Source organism: Microbispora sp. CA-135349 (assembly GCF_050947365.1).
Taxonomy (GTDB): domain Bacteria; phylum Actinomycetota; class Actinomycetes; order Streptosporangiales; family Streptosporangiaceae; genus Microbispora.
Map to the genome: position 1 here is coordinate 455,827 of NZ_CP192001.1, position 20,659 is coordinate 476,485.

General features: G+C 71.3%; 20 protein-coding genes. 9 read left to right on the forward strand and 11 right to left on the reverse strand.

The features are described from left to right. Positions 1-16: 16 nt before the first annotated feature. Positions 17-1,324 carry an ROK family protein gene (locus ACQPZZ_RS02320; RefSeq protein ID WP_432928482.1) on the reverse strand — a complete coding sequence of 436 codons (1,308 nt, stop codon included), beginning with the start codon at positions 1,322-1,324 and terminating at the stop codon, positions 17-19. Positions 1,325-1,524: 200 nt separating this feature from the next. On the opposite strand from ACQPZZ_RS02320, the gene xylA reads away from it, so the two are divergent. The 3 genes from xylA to ACQPZZ_RS02335 all read left to right on the forward strand — a co-directional run bounded on the left by xylA (position 1,525) and on the right by ACQPZZ_RS02335 (position 4,842). After that, positions 1,525-2,670 carry a xylose isomerase gene (xylA, locus tag ACQPZZ_RS02325; RefSeq protein WP_363635155.1) on the forward strand — a complete coding sequence of 382 codons (1,146 nt, stop codon included), beginning with the start codon at positions 1,525-1,527 and terminating at the stop codon, positions 2,668-2,670. A gap of 28 nt (positions 2,671-2,698) precedes the next feature. Further along, positions 2,699-4,069, forward strand: a complete 1,371-nt coding sequence (xylB, locus tag ACQPZZ_RS02330) for a xylulokinase (protein WP_432928484.1) — start codon at positions 2,699-2,701, stop codon at positions 4,067-4,069. 125 nt (positions 4,070-4,194) lie between these two features. Then, positions 4,195-4,842, forward strand: a complete 648-nt coding sequence (locus ACQPZZ_RS02335) for a DUF998 domain-containing protein (protein WP_432928486.1) — start codon at positions 4,195-4,197, stop codon at positions 4,840-4,842. A 192-nt stretch (positions 4,843-5,034) separates the two neighbouring features. Here the strand turns inward: ACQPZZ_RS02335 and ACQPZZ_RS02340 are convergent, their stop codons facing one another. Both ACQPZZ_RS02340 and ACQPZZ_RS02345 read right to left on the reverse strand, forming a co-directional pair. Continuing rightward, complete coding sequence (locus tag ACQPZZ_RS02340) at positions 5,035-5,319, reverse strand: hypothetical protein (protein WP_363635149.1); 285 nt, start codon at positions 5,317-5,319, stop codon at positions 5,035-5,037. A gap of 382 nt (positions 5,320-5,701) precedes the next feature. Next, entirely contained in the window at positions 5,702-6,727 is a 1,026-nt protein-coding gene (locus tag ACQPZZ_RS02345) for a PLP-dependent cysteine synthase family protein (RefSeq protein ID WP_432928488.1), read from the reverse strand. Between the two features lie 143 nt (positions 6,728-6,870). Between ACQPZZ_RS02345 and ACQPZZ_RS02350 the strand changes: the two genes are divergently transcribed. Then, complete coding sequence (locus tag ACQPZZ_RS02350; protein WP_432928489.1) at positions 6,871-7,083, forward strand: DUF4287 domain-containing protein; 213 nt, start codon at positions 6,871-6,873, stop codon at positions 7,081-7,083. 70 nt (positions 7,084-7,153) lie between these two features. Here ACQPZZ_RS02350 and ACQPZZ_RS02355 read toward each other — a convergent pair whose 3' ends face one another. The 4 genes from ACQPZZ_RS02355 to ACQPZZ_RS02370 are packed head-to-tail and all read right to left on the reverse strand — an operon-like array spanning position 7,154 to position 11,072. Next, the gene (locus tag ACQPZZ_RS02355) at positions 7,154-7,729 is read right to left on the reverse strand and encodes a GTP-binding protein (protein WP_432928491.1); all 576 of its coding nucleotides are present in this window, start codon (positions 7,727-7,729) and stop codon (positions 7,154-7,156) included. Next, complete coding sequence (locus ACQPZZ_RS02360) at positions 7,710-8,057, reverse strand: DUF742 domain-containing protein (RefSeq protein WP_432928493.1); 348 nt, start codon at positions 8,055-8,057, stop codon at positions 7,710-7,712. The genes ACQPZZ_RS02355 and ACQPZZ_RS02360 overlap by 20 nt, the downstream gene beginning before the upstream one ends. A gap of 31 nt (positions 8,058-8,088) precedes the next feature. Beyond that, positions 8,089-8,496, reverse strand: a complete 408-nt coding sequence (locus ACQPZZ_RS02365; protein ID WP_363635139.1) for a roadblock/LC7 domain-containing protein — start codon at positions 8,494-8,496, stop codon at positions 8,089-8,091. Next, positions 8,493-11,072 carry a nitrate- and nitrite sensing domain-containing protein gene (locus tag ACQPZZ_RS02370; RefSeq protein ID WP_432928495.1) on the reverse strand — a complete coding sequence of 860 codons (2,580 nt, stop codon included), beginning with the start codon at positions 11,070-11,072 and terminating at the stop codon, positions 8,493-8,495. The genes ACQPZZ_RS02365 and ACQPZZ_RS02370 overlap by 4 nt, the downstream gene beginning before the upstream one ends. A 186-nt stretch (positions 11,073-11,258) precedes the next feature. On the opposite strand from ACQPZZ_RS02370, the gene ACQPZZ_RS02375 reads away from it, so the two are divergent. The 5 genes from ACQPZZ_RS02375 (at position 11,259) to ACQPZZ_RS02395 (ending at position 15,921) form a co-directional block, all read left to right on the forward strand. After that, positions 11,259-12,071, forward strand: a complete 813-nt coding sequence (locus ACQPZZ_RS02375; RefSeq protein ID WP_432928497.1) for an SDR family NAD(P)-dependent oxidoreductase — start codon at positions 11,259-11,261, stop codon at positions 12,069-12,071. A gap of 212 nt (positions 12,072-12,283) precedes the next feature. After that, positions 12,284-13,351, forward strand: coding sequence for an acyltransferase family protein (locus ACQPZZ_RS02380; RefSeq protein WP_432928499.1), 1,068 nt, complete (start codon positions 12,284-12,286; stop codon positions 13,349-13,351). 121 nt (positions 13,352-13,472) lie between these two features. Continuing rightward, on the forward strand, positions 13,473-13,673 hold the full coding sequence (locus ACQPZZ_RS02385; RefSeq protein ID WP_030507699.1) for a hypothetical protein: 201 nt from the start codon (positions 13,473-13,475) through the stop codon (positions 13,671-13,673). A 41-nt stretch (positions 13,674-13,714) separates the two neighbouring features. Continuing rightward, on the forward strand, positions 13,715-15,223 hold the full coding sequence (locus tag ACQPZZ_RS02390; protein ID WP_432928501.1) for an SPFH domain-containing protein: 1,509 nt from the start codon (positions 13,715-13,717) through the stop codon (positions 15,221-15,223). A 188-nt stretch (positions 15,224-15,411) separates the two neighbouring features. After that, a complete protein-coding gene (locus ACQPZZ_RS02395; protein ID WP_432928503.1) occupies positions 15,412-15,921 on the forward strand; it encodes a carboxymuconolactone decarboxylase family protein in 510 nt (169 codons plus the stop codon). A 66-nt stretch (positions 15,922-15,987) separates the two neighbouring features. Here the strand turns inward: ACQPZZ_RS02395 and ACQPZZ_RS02400 are convergent, their stop codons facing one another. The 4 genes from ACQPZZ_RS02400 to ACQPZZ_RS02415 form a co-directional block, all read right to left on the reverse strand. Continuing rightward, entirely contained in the window at positions 15,988-17,508 is a 1,521-nt protein-coding gene (locus ACQPZZ_RS02400) for an MDR family MFS transporter (RefSeq protein ID WP_432928505.1), read from the reverse strand. Between the two features lie 121 nt (positions 17,509-17,629). Next, the gene (locus ACQPZZ_RS02405) at positions 17,630-18,289 is read right to left on the reverse strand and encodes a response regulator transcription factor (protein WP_432928507.1); all 660 of its coding nucleotides are present in this window, start codon (positions 18,287-18,289) and stop codon (positions 17,630-17,632) included. Beyond that, positions 18,277-19,620 carry a sensor histidine kinase gene (locus ACQPZZ_RS02410; RefSeq protein WP_432928509.1) on the reverse strand — a complete coding sequence of 448 codons (1,344 nt, stop codon included), beginning with the start codon at positions 19,618-19,620 and terminating at the stop codon, positions 18,277-18,279. The genes ACQPZZ_RS02405 and ACQPZZ_RS02410 overlap by 13 nt, the downstream gene beginning before the upstream one ends. Positions 19,621-19,711: 91 nt before the next feature. Next, the gene (locus ACQPZZ_RS02415; RefSeq protein ID WP_432928511.1) at positions 19,712-20,641 is read right to left on the reverse strand and encodes a CPBP family intramembrane glutamic endopeptidase; all 930 of its coding nucleotides are present in this window, start codon (positions 20,639-20,641) and stop codon (positions 19,712-19,714) included. Positions 20,642-20,659 lie beyond the last annotated feature (18 nt).

The window sequence follows — 20,659 nt, forward strand, 5'->3', positions numbered from 1 at the left end:
GACGTCCGGACACGACTTAATGCTGGAGGAGGGCGGCGGGGTCGGCCATGACCTGCTCGATCACCTGGCCGGCCGCGCCGAGGGCGGCGGCCTCGGCGCCGAGCCGTGACACGACCACGGGTGGTACGGCGCCGCGCATCTGACCGAGGCGGGCCTTCAGCGTGTCGGCGACCATGTGGCCGATCCAGGGGAAGAGCGGCGCGTAGATCCCGCCGAGGACGATCGCGTCGGGATCCACGAGGTTGACCGCCGACGACAGGGCCACGCCGAGCGCCCAGGCCGCCCGCTCACAGGCGGCACGCGCGTCCGGGTCGCCCTCCCGGAGCCGGGAGAGCAGCCATGACACGCCCTGCTGCGCGGGAAGGAGCGTCCCCGGCGCGCCGGCGGGCGCGTCCGTGCCTTCGCGGGGGGAGCCGGCGGGCGCGTCCCCGGAGGTCGTGGCAGGCCGCGTACCGGTGGCGGGCCGCGTCCCGGGGGCGGGGCGGACCGGGGCGGCGGCGCCGCGGGCGGCGGTCTGGAGGGCGTCCTGACCGGCGTACTGCTCGAGGCACCCCCGGCCGCCACAGCGGCACTGCGGGCCGTCAGGGGAGACGACGACGTGCCCGAGCTCTCCGGCGAAGCCGTGCGCGCCCCGGAAGAGCCGGCCGCGGACCACGAGGCCCGCCCCGATGCCGATCTCTCCCGACACGTGCAGGAAATCGGGCAGCCCGGACCCGAACCACAGCTCGCCGAGCGCGGCCAGGTTGGCCTCGTTCTCCACGCCTACGGGAAAGGGGAACCGCAGGAGCGAGGCCAGCGGCACGTCGCGCCATCCCAGGTTCGGCGCGTTGTGGACGACCCCGCTGGTCATGTCCACGGGGCCCGGGACGGCCAGCACGCCGCCCACCACCCGCAGACCTTTCTCCACAGCTTCGTCCACAACCGATGCGGCCAAATCCCCAAGTCGCGCGATCACATCCACAGGGGATGCGGCCCGGTTGTCCACAGCCTGTGTACTACGGCGCAGCCGTACGGTCCGGGCGAGGTCGACCACGCACGCCGCGAGATAGTCGACGTTGATCTCCAGCCCGAGGGCGGCGACGTGCTGCCCGCTGATCCGGATCTCGACCCCCGGCCTGCCGCGCTCGCCGTCGCGCACGGTCCCGGTCTCCACCACGAGCCCGCCCTCGATGAGGTCGCCGACGAGCTTGGACACGGTCGTCTTGGTCAGGCCGGTCATCTCGGCGAGCGCGGCGCGCGTCACCGAGCCCCGGGCGCCGACCGCGCCGAGGACGAGCGCCAGGTTCCGCGCGCGCATCGCGTCATGCCGCACGGCCTGCGTCATCGCACCCTTCACACACCTTCCGTCTCACGTCGTAACGCCTGCGTCATCGCGCCCCTTCGTCGTCGTCCCGCCGCCCGCCTCGCGGACGGGCATCACATCCTCCACCGGCGGACGTTGAGAATACGCACACACCCTCTTGACCCTGCGGCTCATCACGTCCGATATTTAGTCCACAACGTAGACTAATTCGGAGGCGACTTATGTACACCCCCACTCCCGAGGACCGCTTCACGTTCGGGCTGTGGACCGTCGGCTGGCAGGCGCGCGACCAGTTCGGCGACGCGTCCCGGGCTCCGCTGGACCCGGTCGAGAGCGTCCACCGCCTGGCCGAGCTCGGCGCGTACGGTGTCACCTTCCACGACGACGACCTCCTCGCGGTGGAGTCGGACCGGGCCAAGGCGATCGAGAACTTCAAGAAGGCGCTGGCCGACACCGGCATGAAGGTGCCGATGGCCACCACCAACCTGTTCACCCACCCGATCTTCAAGGACGGCGGGTTCACCAGCAACGACCGCGAGGTCCGGCGCTACGCGCTGCGCAAGGTCATGCGCAACATCGACCTCGCCGCCGAGCTGGGCGCGAAGACGTACGTGTGCTGGGGCGGCCGTGAGGGCGCCGAGTCCGAGGCCGCCAAGGACGTGCGGGTCGCGCTCGACCGCTACAAGGAGGGCTTCGACCTCCTGTGCCAGTACGTGATCGACAAGGGCTACGACATCCGCTTCGCCGTCGAGCCCAAGCCGAACGAGCCGCGCGGCGACATCCTGCTCCCGACGATCGGGCACGCCCTGGCGTTCATCAACTCGCTCGAGCACCCCGAGATGGTGGGCCTCAACCCCGAGACCGGTCACGAGCAGATGGCCGGCATGAACTTCGTGCACGGCATCGCGCAGGCGCTGTGGCACGGCAAGCTGTTCCACATCGACCTCAACGGCCAGCACGGCCCGCGGTTCGACCAGGACCTCATCTTCGGCCACGGCGACGTGAAGAACGCGTTCTTCCTCGTCGACCTGCTGGAGAACGGTGGCTACGACGGCCCGCGCCACTTCGACTACAAGCCGCTGCGCACCGAGGACAAGCAGGACGTCTGGGACTCGGCCGCGGCCAACATGCGGACCTACCTCATCCTCAAGGAGAAGTCGAAGGCCTACCGCGCCGACCCCGAGGTGCAGGAGGCGCTGGAGGCCAGCAAGTACAACGAGCTGGCGCAGCCGACCCTCGCCGCGGGCGAGACGTACGACGACGTCCTCGCCGAGTCGATCGACGTGGACGCGGTGGCGGCGCGCGGCTTCCACTTCACCCGGCTGAACCAGCTCGCGATCGAGCACCTCCTCGGCGTGCGCGGCTGAACGGTCCATTGAGAGCGGAGAGACGACTGTGACGCTCGTGGCGGGGGTCGACTCGTCGACCCAGAGCTGCAAGGTCGTGGTCCGGGACGCGGAGAGCGGGGCCCTCGTGCGCGAGGGCCGCGCCCCCCACCCGGACGGCACGGAGGTCCATCCCGAGCACTGGTGGACCGCGCTGCAGAGCGCGATCGAGCAGGCGGGAGGTCTGGCGGACGTCGCCGCCGTCAGCGTGGGCGCGCAGCAGCACGGCATGGTCTGCCTCGACGAGGACGGCGAGGTGGTCCGGCCCGCACTGCTGTGGAACGACACCCGCTCGGCCGGGGCGGCGGCCGACCTGGTCGCCGAACTCGGCGGCCCGAAGGCGTGGGCCGAGGCCGTCGGCAGCGTTCCGGTGGCCTCCTTCACGGTGACCAAGCTTCGCTGGCTCGCCCGCAATGAGCCGGACAACGCGCGCCGTACGCGATCGGTGTGCCTGCCGCACGACTGGCTCACCTGGCGGCTGGCCGGGCGGCGGGGCGCGATCACGACGGACCGGGGCGACGCCTCGGGCACCGGTTACTGGTCGCCGGCGACCGGGGAGTACCGGACGGACCTGCTCGAACTCGCCATGGGCAGGGTTCCGGACCTGCCCCGCGTGCTCGGTCCCGCGGAACAGGCGGGAACGGCCGAGCAGGGTGGCGCGCTGCTCGCGCCCGGCACGGGTGACAACATGGCGGCGGCGCTCGGCGTCGGCATGCGGCCCGGCGACGTGGTCGTGTCCATCGGCACCTCCGGGACGGCGTTCGCCGTCGCCGAGGGCCCGTCCGCCGACCCCTCCGGGGCGGTCGCCGGGTTCGCCGACGCCACCGGGCACTACCTCCCGCTGGTGTGCACGTTGAACGCGGCGCGGGTGCTGGACGCGGCGGCCCGGATGCTCCGGGTCACGCCCCAGGAGCTGAGCGACCTGGCTCTGCGGGCCCCCGCGGGTGCGGACGGGCTGGTGCTCGTGCCGTACCTGGAAGGGGAGCGCACCCCGAACCTGCCCGACGCCACCGGTTCGCTGCACGGCCTGCGGCTGGGCAACTCCACCCCGGAGCACCTGGCCAGGGCCGCGGTGGAGGGCATGCTCTGCGGGCTCGCCGACGCGCTGGACGCTCTCGGCGTCGAGCCGCAGCGCGTGCTGCTCATCGGCGGCGGCGCGCGCTCGGAGGCCGTGCGTCGCATCGCCCCGACCGTATTCGGGCGTCCGGTGCTCGTCCCCACTCCGGGGGAGTACGTCGCGGACGGCGCGGCCAAGCAGGCCGCCTGGCTGCTGTCCGGGGAGCCGGAACCGCCGGTGTGGGACACCGGCGCCACCGAGCGGTACGAGGCCGACCCCACCTCGGGCCTGCGCGAGCGCTACCACGAAGCCGCGCAGGAGTGACGTCTCAGGGTGGGGCCCCCGGGTGACCCCGGGGCCCCACCCTGAGACGACCCTGACCCCTTCTCGGGGGGAACTACGCGTTGTCCCGGATGTTAGGAACGGGCTGTTCGCGGGATTCTCTCCTTATGGTCAAGAGGATCTATCCCCTGCTCGCCGGCGGCGGCATCCTGCTCGCGGTCGTCACCGTGGTGGCGGCGCAGGTGGGCGGGGATCCCTCCCTGGACCCCGTCTCCATGACGATCAGCGAGTACGCCGCCCGCGACGGGGGCGGCGCCATCGAGACGGCCATGGCCGTCCTCGGCCTGGCCTCGCTCGCGCTGCTGGCCGGAATGCGCGCGCTCGACGCCCCGGTGGACGGCTGGCCCGCCCGCCTGATCGGCCTGTGGAGTGTCTCGCTCATCGGCGCGGCCGTGGTCCCGTCGGGCGCCGCCTGGCAGGGGGACCTTCACGGCGTCCTGTCGGTGACGGCCTTCGTGAGCGTCCCCGCCGCCGCCATCCAGTTGGTGGGCCGCCTGGGACAGGACGAGCGATGGAAGGCCGCCGTCCGGCCGCTGGAGTGGTCGGCGCTCGCCTCCGGTCTCGGCCTGGCGGTCATCACGTACGTCGCGCTGCCCGGCCATGGCGTCATGATCGGCCTGGTGGAGCGGCTTCTCCTCACCGCCGAGGTGGCCGTCCTCGGAGTGCTCGCCGTACGGCTGACGCAGCTCACCTGGGGGCCGTGGCTGCGCGAACGAATGAGCGGCCGGCGCGCCGGCTTCCTGGTTCACCGATGAGCAGCGTTCACCGATGAGCCGTGTTCGCCCGCTGGACCGTGTTCGCCCGCTGGACCGTGTTCGCCGCTGAACCGTGTCCACCGGTTGCGGGGCGGAGGGGCGGCACGCCGGGTCGCGCGGGCGCGGGGGCGCCGCGTGGCCCGGCGTGCGGTGTCATCGGCCGCCGTCGTTCGCTGCCGTCATCGGCCGCCGTCATCGACCGGTGACCGGCGACCGTCCGAATGCGACGAGCATGCATACCGCGGACGGCAGGAAGAGCAACCCCACCGAGGGCAGGGTCAGGAGGCAGCATGCCCCCAGCAGGATCGCTCCGGTGAGAGCCACCGCCCTGCGCGACGTCCCGCCGATCTGGAAGGCCAGCAGCGTCAGCAGAGCGATCCCCGACGGGACGAGGACGAGGAGCGCGCGAGGGCCGATGACGTCCATCGCGTGTTCCACACTGGTCCCGCCGGGGGTTTCCGACGCGAAAACCGGCACGACAAGGAGGAGAAGGGAGGCGAGGACGCTCAGGGCCACGGACCAGAGGACCCACCGTCGCGCCGATCTCACCGGCTCGTGCTCCACCGCTCCTCCTGCACGAATCCACGTCGTGTCTGACAGGTCAAGCCCTGCTGTGCGTGTTACCCGTGCCCTCCCGCCGATCTTCGCCCCGGGCGGGATTCTGGCAGCCGGGCACTGGTTGAGGGCTCGGATCAATTCATGATGACGGGTCAGAAGGAATGAACGGTTCCCGTCGATCCAGGAGTTGGAGCGTCCGCGCAGCCATCCGTCCCAGAACCCCTGCACCTGGTGGGTGTGGCGTGGAGGGCCTCCCATGAGGTCCCATTGGGGAGCACGAGCACGCCGGCACCACGAGGGATCAAACTTCGCCGAGCAGGTCGTGCAGGCGCTCGGCGTACGGCCGCCAGTCGAGGCCCCTGCCCGCCGCCCAGGCGTCGTCGTGGCAGGTCGCGAGATGGCGCTCGCCCGCGTCGCCGATCACGCTGACCACGTCGCCCCGCTCGCCCCTGTCGCGCATCCGGGTGATCAGTTCGAGGGCCGCCCACAGATTCGTCCCCGTCGCGGGGCCGACCGCGAGGCCGGTCACCCGCCGGACGTAGCGGGCGGCGGCCACGCTCGCGGCGTCGGGCACGGGGACGACCAGGTCGACGAGCGCGGAGTCGAAGGCGGGCTCCATCCGTGGCCGGCCGACGCCCTCGATGCGGCTGGGCATGCCCGTGGCGTAGTCAGGGGCGCAGGTGGCCCAGCCGGGGAAGTAGGCGGAGTTCTCCGGATCGGCCACGGCCAGCCCTCCCGGCAGGCCGTGGGCCCGCAGGTGTCGTCCGATGGCGGCGGACGTGGCGCCGGTGCCCGCCCCGGCCACGATCCAGCGGGGGCAGCCGTCGAGCTGCCCGAACAGCTCGTCGGCCAGGCTCGCGCCACGCCAGTCGACCGCGGCGGCCGAGCGGTAGTGATCGAGGTAGTGACCCCCGATCTCGTCGGACAGGCGGGCGGCCTCCTCGTACACGGCGAGCGGAGGATCGACGTGCCGGCAGGTGCCGCCCAGCCGCTCGACACCGGCACCGGACGACTTCTTCGGCATCACCGCGATGTACGGCAGGCCGAGCAGCCGGGCGAACCAGGCCTCGGCGACCGCCATGGGACCGCCGGTGGCGTCGACCACGGTCGTCCCCTCGGTGATGTGCCCCGAGGTGATCGCCTGGGCGAACAGGGCGCGCGCCAGCCGGTGCTTGAGACCCCCGGTGGGCTGCGCCGACTCGTCCTTCAGCCGCAGCCGCACGCCCCACGCGCGGGGCAGCGGAAACTCGCGGAGCGGTGTCGTGCCCGCCTGAGCCCGCTCCCGGTCCAGGCGTGCGACGGCCTCGGCCGCCCACCCGTTGGTCATGGTCGTACTCCAGCCGCCGGTGCGTGGCCGGTCCCCTCAGAGGTGATCGTCTCCGCCGAACGGGAGATGCCCTCCGCGCTCCTGTGCGGCACACTGTCGCACGCAACTGACCACAATTGCGACTTGGACGGACAGAACACGACATGACCGAGCCGGTTAAGGGCCCCGCCAGCTATTTCCCCTCGATCGAGGAGAAGTACGGCCGACCGATCGCCGAGTGGAAGGAGCTCATCCGCCGCTCGCCGCTGACCAAGCACATGGACCTCGTCTCCTGGCTCAAGAGCGAGCACGGACTGGGACACGGACACGCGAACGCCCTCGTCGCGCACACCCTCGCCGAGGACAGCGCCAAATAGGGGACAGTGCTCCATGGGGACATGTCCGGCCCTGGCCGGGGCCCGGCTCGGCCCCGGCCACGCGGGCAGGTCAGCGCTGGGCGGCCGTCAGCATCTTGAGCGCGTGCTCCACGAGCGTGACGAGCACGACCTTGGCCGAGGGGCGGCGTCGTACGTCGCAGAGCAGGACGGGGACGTCCGGGTCGAGGTCGAGCGCGATCCGCACGTCCTCGGCCTCGTGCCGATCGGCGCCTTCGAAGCAGTTCACGGCGACGATGAACGGCGTGCCGCGCTGCTCGAAGTAGTCGATCGAGGGGAAACAGTCCGTCAGCCTCCGGGTGTCGGCCAGCACGACCGCCCCGAGTGCTCCGTAGGACAACTCGTCCCACATGAACCAGAAGCGCTCCTGCCCGGGGGTGCCGAACAGGTAGACCACGAGCCCTTCCCTGATGGTGATGCGGCCGAAGTCCATCGCCACCGTCGTGGTCGTCTTGCCTTCCACACCGTCGGTGTCGTCGACACCGACGCCGCGGTCGGACAGCACCTCCTCCGTACGCAGGGGGCGAATCTCGCTGATCGCGCCGACCAGCGTGGTCTTGCCGACGCCGAAGCCGCCGGCCACCAATATCTTGAGGGCGACCGGCTCCTCAGAGGGCGCGAAGGCCATTGATCACTTCCTTGAGAATGCGCTCACTTGGCAGCGGCGCAACCGTGCCCGGAGCCCGTACGTCGACGAGTCCGAGATCGTGCAGATCCCCGATCAGGACGCGGACCACGCCCAGCGGCAGGTCGATGTCGGACGCGATGTCCGCCACCGACGCGCCGTAGCGTGCGAGCTCGAGAATCCTCCGCTGCTCCGGGCCCACGGCGGGAACGTCCCGCGGTGCGCTCGTCGCGGTCACCATGGTGATCAGGTCGAGCTTGGCCCCCGAGACCCGCGCCCGGCCCCCCGTCAGCGCGTAGGGCCGGACCAACGGCCCGGCCTCTTCGTCCATCCACTGGGGTCCCGTCATGTGGCTGCCCATCTCATGGCGAGATCCGCCGGGGATTGGTGGAGATGTGCTGGCCCACGCGCTTGACCAGCATCGCCATCTCGTACGCGATGTGGCCCACGTCGGCGTCCGAGACCGCCAGGACGGCGAGGCAGGTGCCCTGGCCCGCGGCCGTGACGAACAGGTACGCGGCCTCCATCTCGACGACGGTCTGCCTGACCTCGCCACCGCCGAAGTGCCTGCCCGCGCCGCGCGCCAGGCTCTGGAACCCGGCCGCGACCGCGGACAGGTGCTCCGCGTCCTCCCGGCTCAGCCCCTGGGACGCGCCGACCACGAGGCCGTCGGTGGAGAGGATCACCGCCTGGCGGACGGCGGCGACCCTGCTGATGAGATCGTCGAGCAGCCAGTTCAGTTCGCCGGTCGACGTCGCTTTGCCGGTCATTCGTCACCCTTCTCGCCGTGCGTGTTGTGTACGTGATCGCCGGGTGCGGCCCCACCCGGCTGGTCGGAGTCCTCCCGGCCCCGCAGCGCGCCGCGCTGGAAGGCGGAGAACGTCGCCCTGGCCTCCTCCGGCGACCGCTCCTCCACGGGCGGGGCGGACAGCGGCGGCGCCTGCGGGGGCTGGGCGCGAAGTTGCGGGGCGATGTTGGCCTGGCGGACCCTGCGCGGCAGGCCGGCGTGTGTGCCGTTGGAGACGGAGCCTCCGGCCCGCTTGGTGCTCGTCCGCTGCGCCAGGCCGTTCACGGCCGCCCTGGGGGACGCCGGCTCGGAGGAGGGCGAGACGGGGGCCGGAGAGGCGAACGAAGCGGAGGCCGGACCGGAGGGAACGGCGGCAGGGCGCGGGCTCCCGAAGCCGGAGCCGAGGGACCGCGGCGACAGGTCGTCACGTGCGGCGGAGGGCACGGACTCGGTCCGCAGGACGGCCGGCGTGAAGAACGGAGACGGCTCGGACGCGCCCGTAGGCTCCGCGCTCTCTCCGGAGAGGTCTGCCGGGATGTCGCCGGAGACGTCCTCGGCGACCTCTCCGGAGACCGTGTGGATCCTCCGGGCGCCACCGGCGGGGACCGGGCCGTCCAGGCCGAGGTCGGCGTGGAGCGTCTCGCTGAGCGAGATGTCGGTGTCGGGGCCGCCGCCGGCGGCGGCGAGTGCGGGCCTGGCATGGGCGCCGCGGGCGGGCGGGTCCGCGAGCGCCGAGGGCGAGCCTTCCTCCGCCATCAGCGCCCGGGGGATGAGCACGATCGCCGTCGTCCCGCCGTACGGCGAGCCCCGCAGGACCACCTTGATCTCGTGCCGGGCGGCGAGCTGGCCGACGACGAAGAGCCCGAGCCGGTCGCTGTCGGCCAGGTCGAACTCCGGCGGGTCGGCCAGCCGCGCGTTGATCTCGGCGTACTCCTCGGGCATCAGGCCGAGACCGCGGTCCTCGATCTCCACCGCGAGTCCGTTGGCGACGACCTCCCCGCGCACCTCCACCTTCGTCTGCGGGGGCGAGAAGATCGCGGCGTTCTCCAGCAGCTCGGCGATCAGGTGCACCACGTCGGCCACGGTCGCGCCGGCGACGGCGGCGTTCGGCATCGGAGCCATGGAGATGCGGGTGTAGTCCTCGACCTCGGAGATCGCCGCGCGGACCACGTCGATGAACGGCACCGGCTTGCGCCACGACCGTCCGGGTGCGGAGCCGGACAGGATGATCAGGCTCTCGGCGTGGCGGCGCATACGGGTGGTCAGGTGGTCGAGCCGGAACAGGTCCTCCAGGCTCTCCGGGTCCTCGGCGCGGCGCTGCATCGCGTCGAGCAGCGTGAGCTGACGGTGCAGCAGGGTCTGCTTGCGGCGGGCCAGGTTGAGGAAGACCTGGCTGACGCCGCGGCGGAGGGCGGCCTGCCCGACGGCGGCCTCCACGGCCGTGCGCTGGACGGAGCTGAACGCGTGGGCGACGTCCTCGACCTCGTTGGATCCCGTCGCTTTGATCGCCGGCGCCTCGGCCTCGACGTCCACGTCCTCGCCCCGCCGCAGCTTCTCGACGACCTGCGGCAGTCGTACGTCGGCGAGCTCGAGCGCGGCGTCGCGCAGGCCGGCGAGGTCGCGGGCGAGACGGCGGCCGAACCGGACGGAGAAGACGATCGTCGCGATGATGACCACGAGACCGAGGCCGCCTGCGATCAGGATGCGAAGCATGATCCCGGTGGCGACCGACGTGGCGGAGGCGCTGAGCGCGTCCGAGGCCTTCAACCGGGCCGAGTCGAGCCGGATGACGAGCTGGTCGACGGTCGGCGACCACCTCTCGGCCTCGGCGGGGAGCGGCCCGCCGGAGCGCACCTGGGAGACGATCTGGTTCTCCAGTGCGGTGAACCGGTCGAACAGCGGCGAGGTGAGCACCTGCTCGTACGGCGCGCGCATCTCACCGCCGAGGACCGGCCGGTTCTTGCCGTAGAGGAACCGGCGGGTCGCGACCCACTCGCTGAAGGCGTTCTGCTCCTCGGCCGTCATCACGCCGCTGGCGAGCGCGCCGCGTACGAGCGCGTCCTCACGAGTGATCATCTCGTGCGCGTTGCCCATCCCCTGCATCGCGCTGGCCTGCTGGAAGATGGTCAGGTCGGGCACCGAGACGAGCCGCTCGTACAACGCGAACAGATCGTCCATGATCGTGTTGTACGCGGAGATCGCGGTCAGCCTGTCGGCCTTGCCGAGCGCGACGGACTCGCGGATCGAGGGGAGGCGTTCGAGGGAGGCCAGCAGGGACTCCAGGGGCGCCACGAGTTCGTCGCTCATGGCGTTGCGGGTCGCCTCCTCGCCGGCGGACTTCTTGAACTTGTCCGCGGCGGCGGTGGTCTTGGCCTGCTGGGCGGTGAGCGCGGTGGAGGTGGTCTGACCACTGCTCAGCACGCCGGCGGTCAGCGCGCGCTCGGTCTGGATCGCGGTGCCGAGGTCGGTGGAGGTCGCTCCGATGGTGTCGTAGAGCGTCTTGGAGTTGAGGAGGACGAGGCCATCGCCAACCGTGAGCTTCAGGGCAAAGCCCCACATAGCGCTCAGCATGAGCAAGGGTAGGAGCAGCAACAGAAAGATCTTGAACCGAATCGACCGGTTTTTGGAACCCATGGCCACTCCTGCATTGCTGGAGGCTCGCGCTGCATTTATGGGGAAATGCACCTCCGGAAGATCGCACAGAAGGCTAGCACCGATACAGTTCTGGCGCAGTGGGAGGATTCGATGATTACCGTGATCACTGGGGCTGGTGCCGGAATCGGTGCAGCTTCTGCCCTTGATCTCGCCCGGCGAGGTCATCAAATCGTGCTCGTGGGCCGTACGCCCGAGAAGCTCCGCGCCGTCGCGGACCGCGTGGAGCAGGCGGGCGGCGACCGCCCGGACACGCTCGTCGCGGACTTCTCCTCTCTTGATCAGGTGCGCCGCCTGGCGGCCGAGCTGCTGGGGCGGTACGAGCGCATCGACGTGCTGATCAACAACGCCGGCGTCATGACGCCCGACCGCCGGACCACCGTGGACGGCAACGAGTGGATGATCCAGGTCAATCACCTGGCGCCGTTCCTGCTGACGAACCTGCTCCTCGATCGGCTGACGGCGTCGTCCGCCCGGGTCGTCACCACCTCGTCCCGGGCCGCGAAGACGGGCGGCCTCGACCCCGCGGACCTGTCCAGGGAGCGGCGGCGCTGGAACGGCTGGCTGCAGTACGGCGACTCCAAGCAGGCCAACGCGCTGTTCACCGTGTCGCTCGCGGAGCGCGGCCTGGCCGCCACGTGCCTGCACCCGGGCGTCCTCAAGACCGGCTTCGCGGAGGGCACGTTCTTCATGAAGGTGGTGTGGCATCTGCCCGGCATGGGCGAGCCGGTCGAGGCCGGGGCGGAGCGGCTCGTCCATCTCGCGACCCACCCCGACGGCGTCGCGCATCCGGGGCGGTACTTCGTCAAGAACGCTCCCGCGCGTGTGCCGGGGAAGATGTCCGACCCCGCCCTCGCCGCCGCCCTGTGGGACGCGAGCCTCGCCGCCACCGGCCTGTCCGCCTGAACCTGTCCGCTTGAACCTGTCCGCTTGAAAGAGCGGCACGTTGCGACGCTCCGGGAAGACCGGACGCCGGGTCACACGGTCGTCCGGATTCTCGGGCGCCGGACGGATCCACGACGGCGGAAGCGGGGCCGGGGCGGCCGTACGAGAAGTTCGGGCAGTGTTCGCCCGCGGTTGCGCCGGTGCTCACGGACGGGTGACTAGGGTCCGGCCGCATGACCGTGACCGCTCCCGCCCGCCCGTCCGGTGTGGCCGTCGCCCGTGACCCGTTGCTGGACAACGCCAAGTTCCTGGCCATCGCGCTCGTCGTCTCCGGGCACCTCGTCGAGGATCTGCGGGACGTCCCCGCGGCGCACGCGCTCTACTTCTTCGTCTACCTGTTCCATATGCCACTCTTCATCGTCGTTAGTGGCTATTTGTCCCGAAATTTCACGTTTTCCCCGGGTAGGGCGCGCAAGCTCATCAGCGGTCTCGCGGTGCCGTACGTCATCTTCGAGACGGCCTATTCGCTGCCCCGCTTCTTCCTGTACGGCAAGCTCGAGATCAGCCTGCTCGACCCGTACTATCTGACCTGGTTCCTGATGTCGCTGTTCCTGTGGCGGCTGTCCACGCCCGTATGGCACCAGTTGCGCCGGCCCCTGGTGATCGCGGTCGGGCTGTGCCTGCTGTCGGGCACCAGCGCCCTGCCTGACGAGTTGTCGATGAACCGGACATTCGGCCTGCTGCCGTTCTACGTGCTCGGCCTCATGCTCACACCGGAGCACTTCGACCTGCTGCGCGGGCTCCGGGTGAGGATCGCGGGCGGGGCCGTCCTGGCGGCGGCGCTCGCCGCGGCGTTCGCCGTGCACACGCTCGTGCCGACGGAGTGGATCCGCTGGCGTCACTCCAACCACCAGATCGGCGTGGACGACCTGACCGGCACGCTGATCCGGCTCGCCATGCTGGCGGTGGGCGCCCTGCTGGTCGCGGCGTTCCTCGCGGTCACCCCGAGCCGCCGCACCTGGTTCACCGGCCTGGGCGCCGCCACGATGTACGCCTACCTGCTGCACGGATTCGTCGTGAAGGTGGCAGAGCGCTTCCACGACGCTCTCGTCAGCCCGCTCGGCGTGGCCGCCATGGCGGTCTTCGGGGCCGTTCTCGCGGCCCTGCTCTGCACGTCCCCGGTACGCGGGGCGTTCCGATGGGCGGTCGAGCCCGACGTCTCCTGGGTATTCACCAGACGGCGCCATGACCGGAACTTCGTGCGTAAACCCTCCGTTCTCCTGAGTGATGGTGCAGAGTAGGGCGAATCGCGCGGCCGGCGGGGCAGGGTACGGAAGACGGCTCTGTCACGGCACGGTGATACGGGGTAACGTGCGCGTTCGCGGTGCAGCCAGGAGCGGTGGAAACGACGGGGTGACGCGGGTGGTCGGCAGACAGGGCAGGGTCACGGGCAGGATCGGCCCCGGCCTCGTCGGCGAAGTGATGGTGCCCATCCGCGGGGGTGTCGAGGCGTTCTACGCCTATCCGAGCATTCCGGACGAGGAGATCCCGGTGGGGTCCATCGTCGTCGTCGTGGAGTACTCGCCCCCGCGCACCGTCTACGTCGCTCGCGCGGTCGTCTGACTCGCTCCCTCCTCCCTTCCCCCCACTGCACGGAGGCTCCCATGCCAACGGAGATCGTGGTCGTGGGCGGTGTGGCCATCGTCGCCGTCATCGTCCTCATCCTCCTGTTCAAGGCCATCTGGCGCGTGGCCGAGCCCAACGAGGCGCTCATCATCTCGGGCCTTGGCGCGCACACCAAGAACGAGCTGGCCGACAGCCTCGGCTTCAAGATCGTGACCGGCAAGGGCACGGCGGTGCTGCCCGGTTTCCAGACCGCCCGGCGGCTGCGCCTCGACAGCCGGGCCACCAACCTGCAGGTCAACTGCGTGACCCAGCAGGGCATCCCGGTCCAGGTGCGCGGCGTGATCATCTACAAGGTGGGCGACGACTTTACCAGCATCGCGAACGCCGCGCGGCGATTCCTCGACCAGCAGGACTCGATGAACGGCGCCATCCACGAGCTGTTCACCGGTCACCTGCGCTCGATCATCGGCAACCTGACCGTCGAGGACCTCATCCTCAACCGCGAGCGGCTCACCAGCGAGACCCGCAGCTCCGCGGCCGACGAGATGAGCAAGCTCGGCCTGGTGGTCGACTCGCTGCAGATCCAGGAGATCGAGGACGAGACCGGCTACATCACGAACCTCGGCAAGCCGCACGCCGCGAAGATCGCCGCCGCCGCGCGCATCGCCGAGGCGCAGCGCGACCAGGAGGCCACCGAGGCCGAGCAGGTCGCGGCCGCCAAGAAGGCCTCCGCCATCCGCGAGTCGCAGATCCAGCAGGCCGGCTACCAGGCGGAGGTGGACCAGGCGGCGGCCAAGGCGCGCCAGGCCGGTCCGCTGTCGGAGGCCACCGCGCGTCAGGAGGTCGTCGTCCAGGAGACGAGGGCCGCGGAGCTGGAGGCCCAGCTCGCCGAGCAGCGGCTCCAGTCGCAGGTGCGCAAGCCCGCCGACGCCAAGGCGTACGAGACCGTCACGCTGTCCCAGGCCGAGCGCGACGCGCGCATCGCCCAGGCCGAGGCGGAGGCCAGGGAGACCGAGCTGCGCGCCGCCGCCCAGGCGTCCCAGGTGAAGCAGGCGGCGGCGGCCGACGCCGAGTCGGTGCGGGTGCGCGGTGAGGCCGCTGCGGCGGCGACCAAGGCGACCGGTCTGGGCGAGGCCGAGGCGGCCAAGGCGCGGGGTCTGGCGGAGGCCGAGGCGGCCAAGGCCAAGGGCCTCGCGGAGGCGGAGGCGGCCAAGGCCAAGGGTCTGGCCGAGGCCGAGGCGATCAGGGCCCGTTCCGAGGCGCTGCGCGAGAACCAGGAAGCCGTCATCGCCCAGCAGCTCGCCGAGAACTGGCCGCAGATCGTCGAGGCCGGCGCGAAGGCGTTCGGCAACGTCGACCACATGGTCGTGCTCAACGGCGCCCAGGGCATCGAGGAGATGCTGGCCAAGGCGCTGACGCTGGGCGGCACCGGGCTGGGCCTGGCGCGCTCCCTGCTCGCCGGGGGCACCCCGGCCGCGACGAGCGTCAACGGTGCGGTTCCGCCGGCCGAGCCCGTCGTGAAGAACGCCGTCGACGGCGCCTCCTGACGGTGCGTGCGTTCGTCCCCGTCCCTCCGGACGGGGACGAACGCACCGGGTGTCATGACTCCATGGGGGTGAGGTCGAGCCGGGCCGGCCGGCCGGGGTCGGACAGGATCACCATCGCCGGTCACCTTCACCGCCTGCGGCCCGTCAGAACGGTGACCACGACGAAAACCGGAAGGGAAGACCCCACGATGTCGACCGCACCCGCGACCGCCGAGCAGGATGCCTCCCAGTCGCGTCTGCCCAACCCCGCCGAGCTCATCCCGGAGCTGAAGGACATCGGAGAAGTCCTGTTCAAGGCCACGGGGAACGGTTCGGTCCCGAAGAACACCATCAGCCTGCTGCACCTGCGCGCCGGGCAGATCGTCGGCAACACCTACCTGACCGTTTTGCACACAGGGAACCTCCGTAAGGCCGGGGAGACGGAGGAGCGCATCACCGCAGTGGCGTCATGGCGGGACGCCCCCTACTTCACCGGAGCCGAACGTGCCGCGCTGGCGCTGGTGGAGGCCGTCCTCACCGCGAACCCGGCGGGGGAGCGCGTCTCCGACGAGCTGTACGCCCAGGCGCGTGAGCACTACGACGACAGGGCGCTGGCCACGCTCATCATGGCGATCGGCCAGGTCTGCTTCTTCATCCCCCTGGCCCTCATCGGCAAGCCGCTCCCCGGACTGTCACCGGCGGAGCAGTGGAGGCGCTAGCGCCAAGGCGCTCGGGGTGGGGGCACGGCGACCGTGCCTCCACCCCGAGCGGGCAGGGAACCCCGGTCAGTCGAACGTCAGCTCGGTCGTACGGCGGGGCATGAGCAGCAGCGCGGCGACGCTGAGCACGGCCACCACGACGAGCGCGATGAAGATGTGGTGGACGGCGTCGTACAACGCGCCCCGGACGAAGGACGCGGTGGCCGTATGGGCCTGCGCGCCCTGGGCCTTCAACACCAGGCTCGTGGCGTCGAGGCTGTTGGGCAGGCGTCCCGCGACGTCGGCGGGCGGGTGGGCGAAGCGGTCCGACAGCGTCGCGTTGGAGATGGCGCCGAGCACGGCGGCGCCGACCGTGCTGCCGATCGAACGGCAGAACATGTTCGTCGCGGTGACCACGCCGCGGCGTTCCCAGCCGACGACCGACTGCACGGCGACCATCGTGGGGCTGGCCGACAGCCCGAGGCCGACGCCGACGACGAAACAGGCGACGGCGACCTGCCAGATCATCGCGTTCTGCCCGAGCAGCGCGCACAGCACGGTGCCGGCCACCACCACGACGACGCCGATCAGCGCGGTGTCGCGGAATCCGATGCGCATGTAGAAACGGCCGGAGAACGTCGCCGCGAGAGGCCAGCCGACGGTGAGCGCGGCCAGGGCGAAGCCCGCCACCAGCGCGCCGGTGCCCAGCACGCCCTGCGCGTACGTCGGGACGTACGAGGTGAGCCCGATGGTGAGGGCGCCGATGCCGAGTGAGGTCAGGTTGCCGCCGGTCAGCGTGCGGCGGCGGAAGACCCACAGCGGCAGCACCGGCTCGGCCGCGCGGCGCTCCACGAGCACGAAGGCGACGATCAGGAGCAGCCCCGCCGCGAAGATGAGCAGGCTGGGCGCCGAGTTCCAGTCCCAGGCGACGCCGCCCTCCAGCAGGCCGAGGATGAGCAGCGAGGATCCGCCGGTGAGCAGCACGGCGCCGGTGTAGTCGATCCGGTGCGAGCCCCGCTTCACCTGCTCCTTGAAGCGCCGCGCGAGCATCCAGGCGGCCACCGCGCCGAGCGGCAGGTTGATGAAGAAGATCCAGCGCCAGGAGACGTACTCGGAGAACACACCGCCGAGCGTCGGGCCGACGACGGCCGACATGCCCCACACGCTGGCGAGGTAGCCCTGGACGCGGGCCCGCTCCTCGACGGTGTAGAGGTCGCCGGCCATCGTCATGCTGATCGGCTGCACCGCCCCGGCCCCGATGCCCTGGATCGCGCGGAAGGCGATCAGCGCCGGCATGCTCCAGGCCACTCCGCACAGCACCGACCCGAGCAGGAACGCCGCGATGCCGAAGAACATCACCGGCTTGCGCCCGAAGACGTCGGCGAGCTTGCCGTAGATGGGGACGGTCACGGCCTGCGTGAGCAGGTAGATCGAAAACAGCCAGGGGAACTGGGAGAACCCGCCGAGGTCGGTGACGACGGACGGCACCGCGGTGGCGATGATCGTGCTGTCCAGCGCCACCAGAGCGGTGCAGAGCATGATGGCGGCGAGCACGGGACCGCGCTCCGACCGTAGGCCGATGCCCTTCGATGTCGTCGTCGTGGTCACGTGGAAGGCTCCCCTGAACGCGTTCGTGCACGTACGCGGGACCCGCCCGCCTGAAGCGGGAAGGCCCCGGAACAGGCCAACTATCGCAAACCGCCCAGCATTCCTCGTCGCCGGTACGACGTCAGCCGCGGCGCTGGGTCTCCTCCAGGTAGCGCAGGACGGCCGTGACCCTCCGGTCCGCCCGGTCGGTGGGCGCCAGGTCGAGTTTGGCGAAGATGCTGCGGATGTGCTTGTGGACCGCGCCTTCACTGACGAAGAGCCGTTCGGAGATGGCGGTGTTGCCCAGCCCCTCGGCCATCAGGGCGAGCACGTCGCGTTCCCGGGCGGTCAGCCGTTCCAGCCCGCTGTCGGAGCGGGTGCGCGTCAGCAGTTGTGCGACGACCTCGGGGTCGATGGCCGTGCCTCCGGCGGCCACCCGGTGCAGGGCGTCGAGGAACTCGCCGACGCGGCCGACTCTCTCCTTGAGCAGATATCCGAGCCGGTCGGTTCCGGCGGCGAGCAGTTCGGTGGCGAACGCCTGCTCGACATAGGCGGACAGCACGAGCACCGCCAGGCCGGGCTGACGGCGCCTGGCCTCCACGGCCGCTTCGATGCCCTCGGTGGTGTGGGTCGGCGGCATCCGGACGTCGACGATGGCCACGTCGGGCCGGTGAGCGTCGACGGCCGCCAGGAAGGTGTCCGGCGAGTCGGTCGTGGCCACCACGTCCAGCGACTCCGCGCGCAGCAGCAGCGCGACCCCTTCACGCAGCAACGGGTCGTCCTCGGCTATCACGATCCGCACGGCAACTCCACGTCGAGGGTGGTCGGCCCACCAGGTGGGCTGGTCAGGGTGAGACGGCCGTCGTGCGCCTCGATCCGGCTGCGCATGCCGGTGAGCCCGGAGCCGTGCCGTTCGTCCGCGCCGCCGACGCCGTCGTCCTCGATCCGCAGGGACAACCGGCCGTTTTCACGCCGTACGGTCACCGTGGCGTGCCGGGCCCGGCTGTGCCTGGAGATGTTCGTGAGCGCCTCGGCGCTCACGAAGTAGGCGGTGGCCTCGATGGAGGCGGCGCACCTGCCGGGCGCGTCGACGTCGACCCGGCAGGGCACCCCGCAGTTCGCCGCGAGCCCGGCGAGCGCGTCGGCGAGCCCCCGGTCGGCCAGCACGGGCGGCAGGATGCTGCGGACGACCGTACGAAGCTCGGCCAGCGCCTGCTCGGCGGTCTCCTGGGCGCGTTCGAGCATGTCATCGGCGCCCGGCCGGTTCTGGGCCAGCGCGCGGCGGGCCGCGCCGAGCAGCACGGTGACGGCGACCAGCCGGTTCTGCGCCCCGTCGTGCAGGGAGCGTTCGATCCGCCGCAACTCGGCGGCGTGGGCGTCCAGCGCCGCCGCACGGGTGGCCGACAGCTGCGCGATGCGCAGGGACAGGTCCATGTCGGCGGTGGGCGCCAGGAGCCGGCGTCCCGGCCAGGCCTGCAACCGGGCCATCCCCGGCCCGAGGACCAGGAAGCAGACGGCCAGTCCCACGCCGAGAAGCGCGACCGCCCAGGCGTCGGCGTCGTCGCGCACGTCCCAGAACACCGTGGTCGGCGCGGGGTCCTCCACGGGCAGCGCCCGCCACCACAGCGGATAGGTGATGTCCTGCACGGCGTCCACCACCAGGGTCGCCGCCGCCAGGCCGAGCGACAGGCCGAGCGTGGCGTGCACGAGGAGCCAGCACAGCTCCCGCCGTACGGCCGGATCGGCGAGGGCGGCGCGTACGCCGGCCGGCGCGGGTCCCAGAGCGACGATCTCCGGCCCCCAGCGGGACAACCGGCCGCGCTCCCGCTCGGCCACGGACCGCACGACACGCGGCACGGTGGGCGCCAGGAGCAGGCCCAGACCGATCACGCAGGTGAGCGCGACCAGGACGAGCCACAGCAGACCGGCGAGCGCCAGCAGCGCGGTGCCGAGACCGCCGACGAGGTGTTCGAAGGCGTCGAAGACGCCGCGGGCGCGTGCGGCGACACCCCTCCGGCCGTCTCGCGAGCCGTCGTGCCGGTCGTCTCGCCCGCCGTCGTGCCGGTCGTCTCGCCGGTCGTCTCGCCGGTCGTCTTGCCGGGTGTCGGCCGGCTTCCGCTGGCGCGCCGCCATCGTGCACCCCCTCGGGCCAAGGAGCTTAGGGTCTTTTCGCGGCCTATGTGCCCGTGTCCGGGCTGTCGGCGCGATGGTTCGGCGCGACGGTTCAGCGCTGCGGGGTGAGTTCAGGCGCGGGTTCCCCGGCCGGACGGTAGCCGAGGCGGCCGCGGGTCGCGAGGAGCACCAGGACCGCCGCCGTGGTGGCCGCGAGCAGGGTGACATGACTCGCGGCCTCGGGGGTGTCGATCGACGGGAACATGCCCGAGTAGACGATCGACATGAAGTTGTTGACGCTGACGTGCAGCAGCATGACCAGCGGCAGGCTCTGGCCGGTCCGGTTGAACACCCAGGTGACGACCACGCTGAAGACGGAGGCGAAGGCGATGAACTCGCCGACCCTCATCCAGGTGACGTCCGGCCACCCGCCCCACTGGCTCAGGAACAGCGGCAGGTGCCAGACGCCCCACAGCGGGCCGAGGATGACGGTGGCGCCCAGCGGGCCGAACCTGCGCTGCATACGGGGCAGGGCGAAGTCACGCCAGCCGGGCTCTTCGGCCAGCCCGGTGGTGACCATCTGGAGCAGCAGGCTGGGCACGTAGGCGACCAGCACGGCGACGGGCGGCATGCGGAGGTCGTCGCCGGAGAGCGCGAGACCGGTGACCATGATGGCGGCGGGGACGCCCAGGGCGGCCACGAGATACCAGACCCAGCCGACCCGCCACTTGGTCATCCGCCCGACCCACCGGCGGACGCCTTCCCTGCCGTCGGCGATCCTGGTCACGATGTACGCGGCGAAGATGGGGCCTAGGTAGGCGCCGGGGAGAACGCCGGCGAACTGGGTCGTACCGAGCAGCGAGGGGAAGTCGAAGTCCCAGACCCCCAGGCCGTTGTTCGACAGGACGTAGGGTAACCAGGCCGTCCAGCTCATGAGGTTGGCCAGGGCGAAGAAGCTGACCAGCGGACGGCGGCGGATGAAGCCCCGGATCCCGGTCTCGCTCGTGCGGTTTCCGGCCTCCGGCCGGCTGTCGACTGCCATTTCACTGTCTCCCGTGGA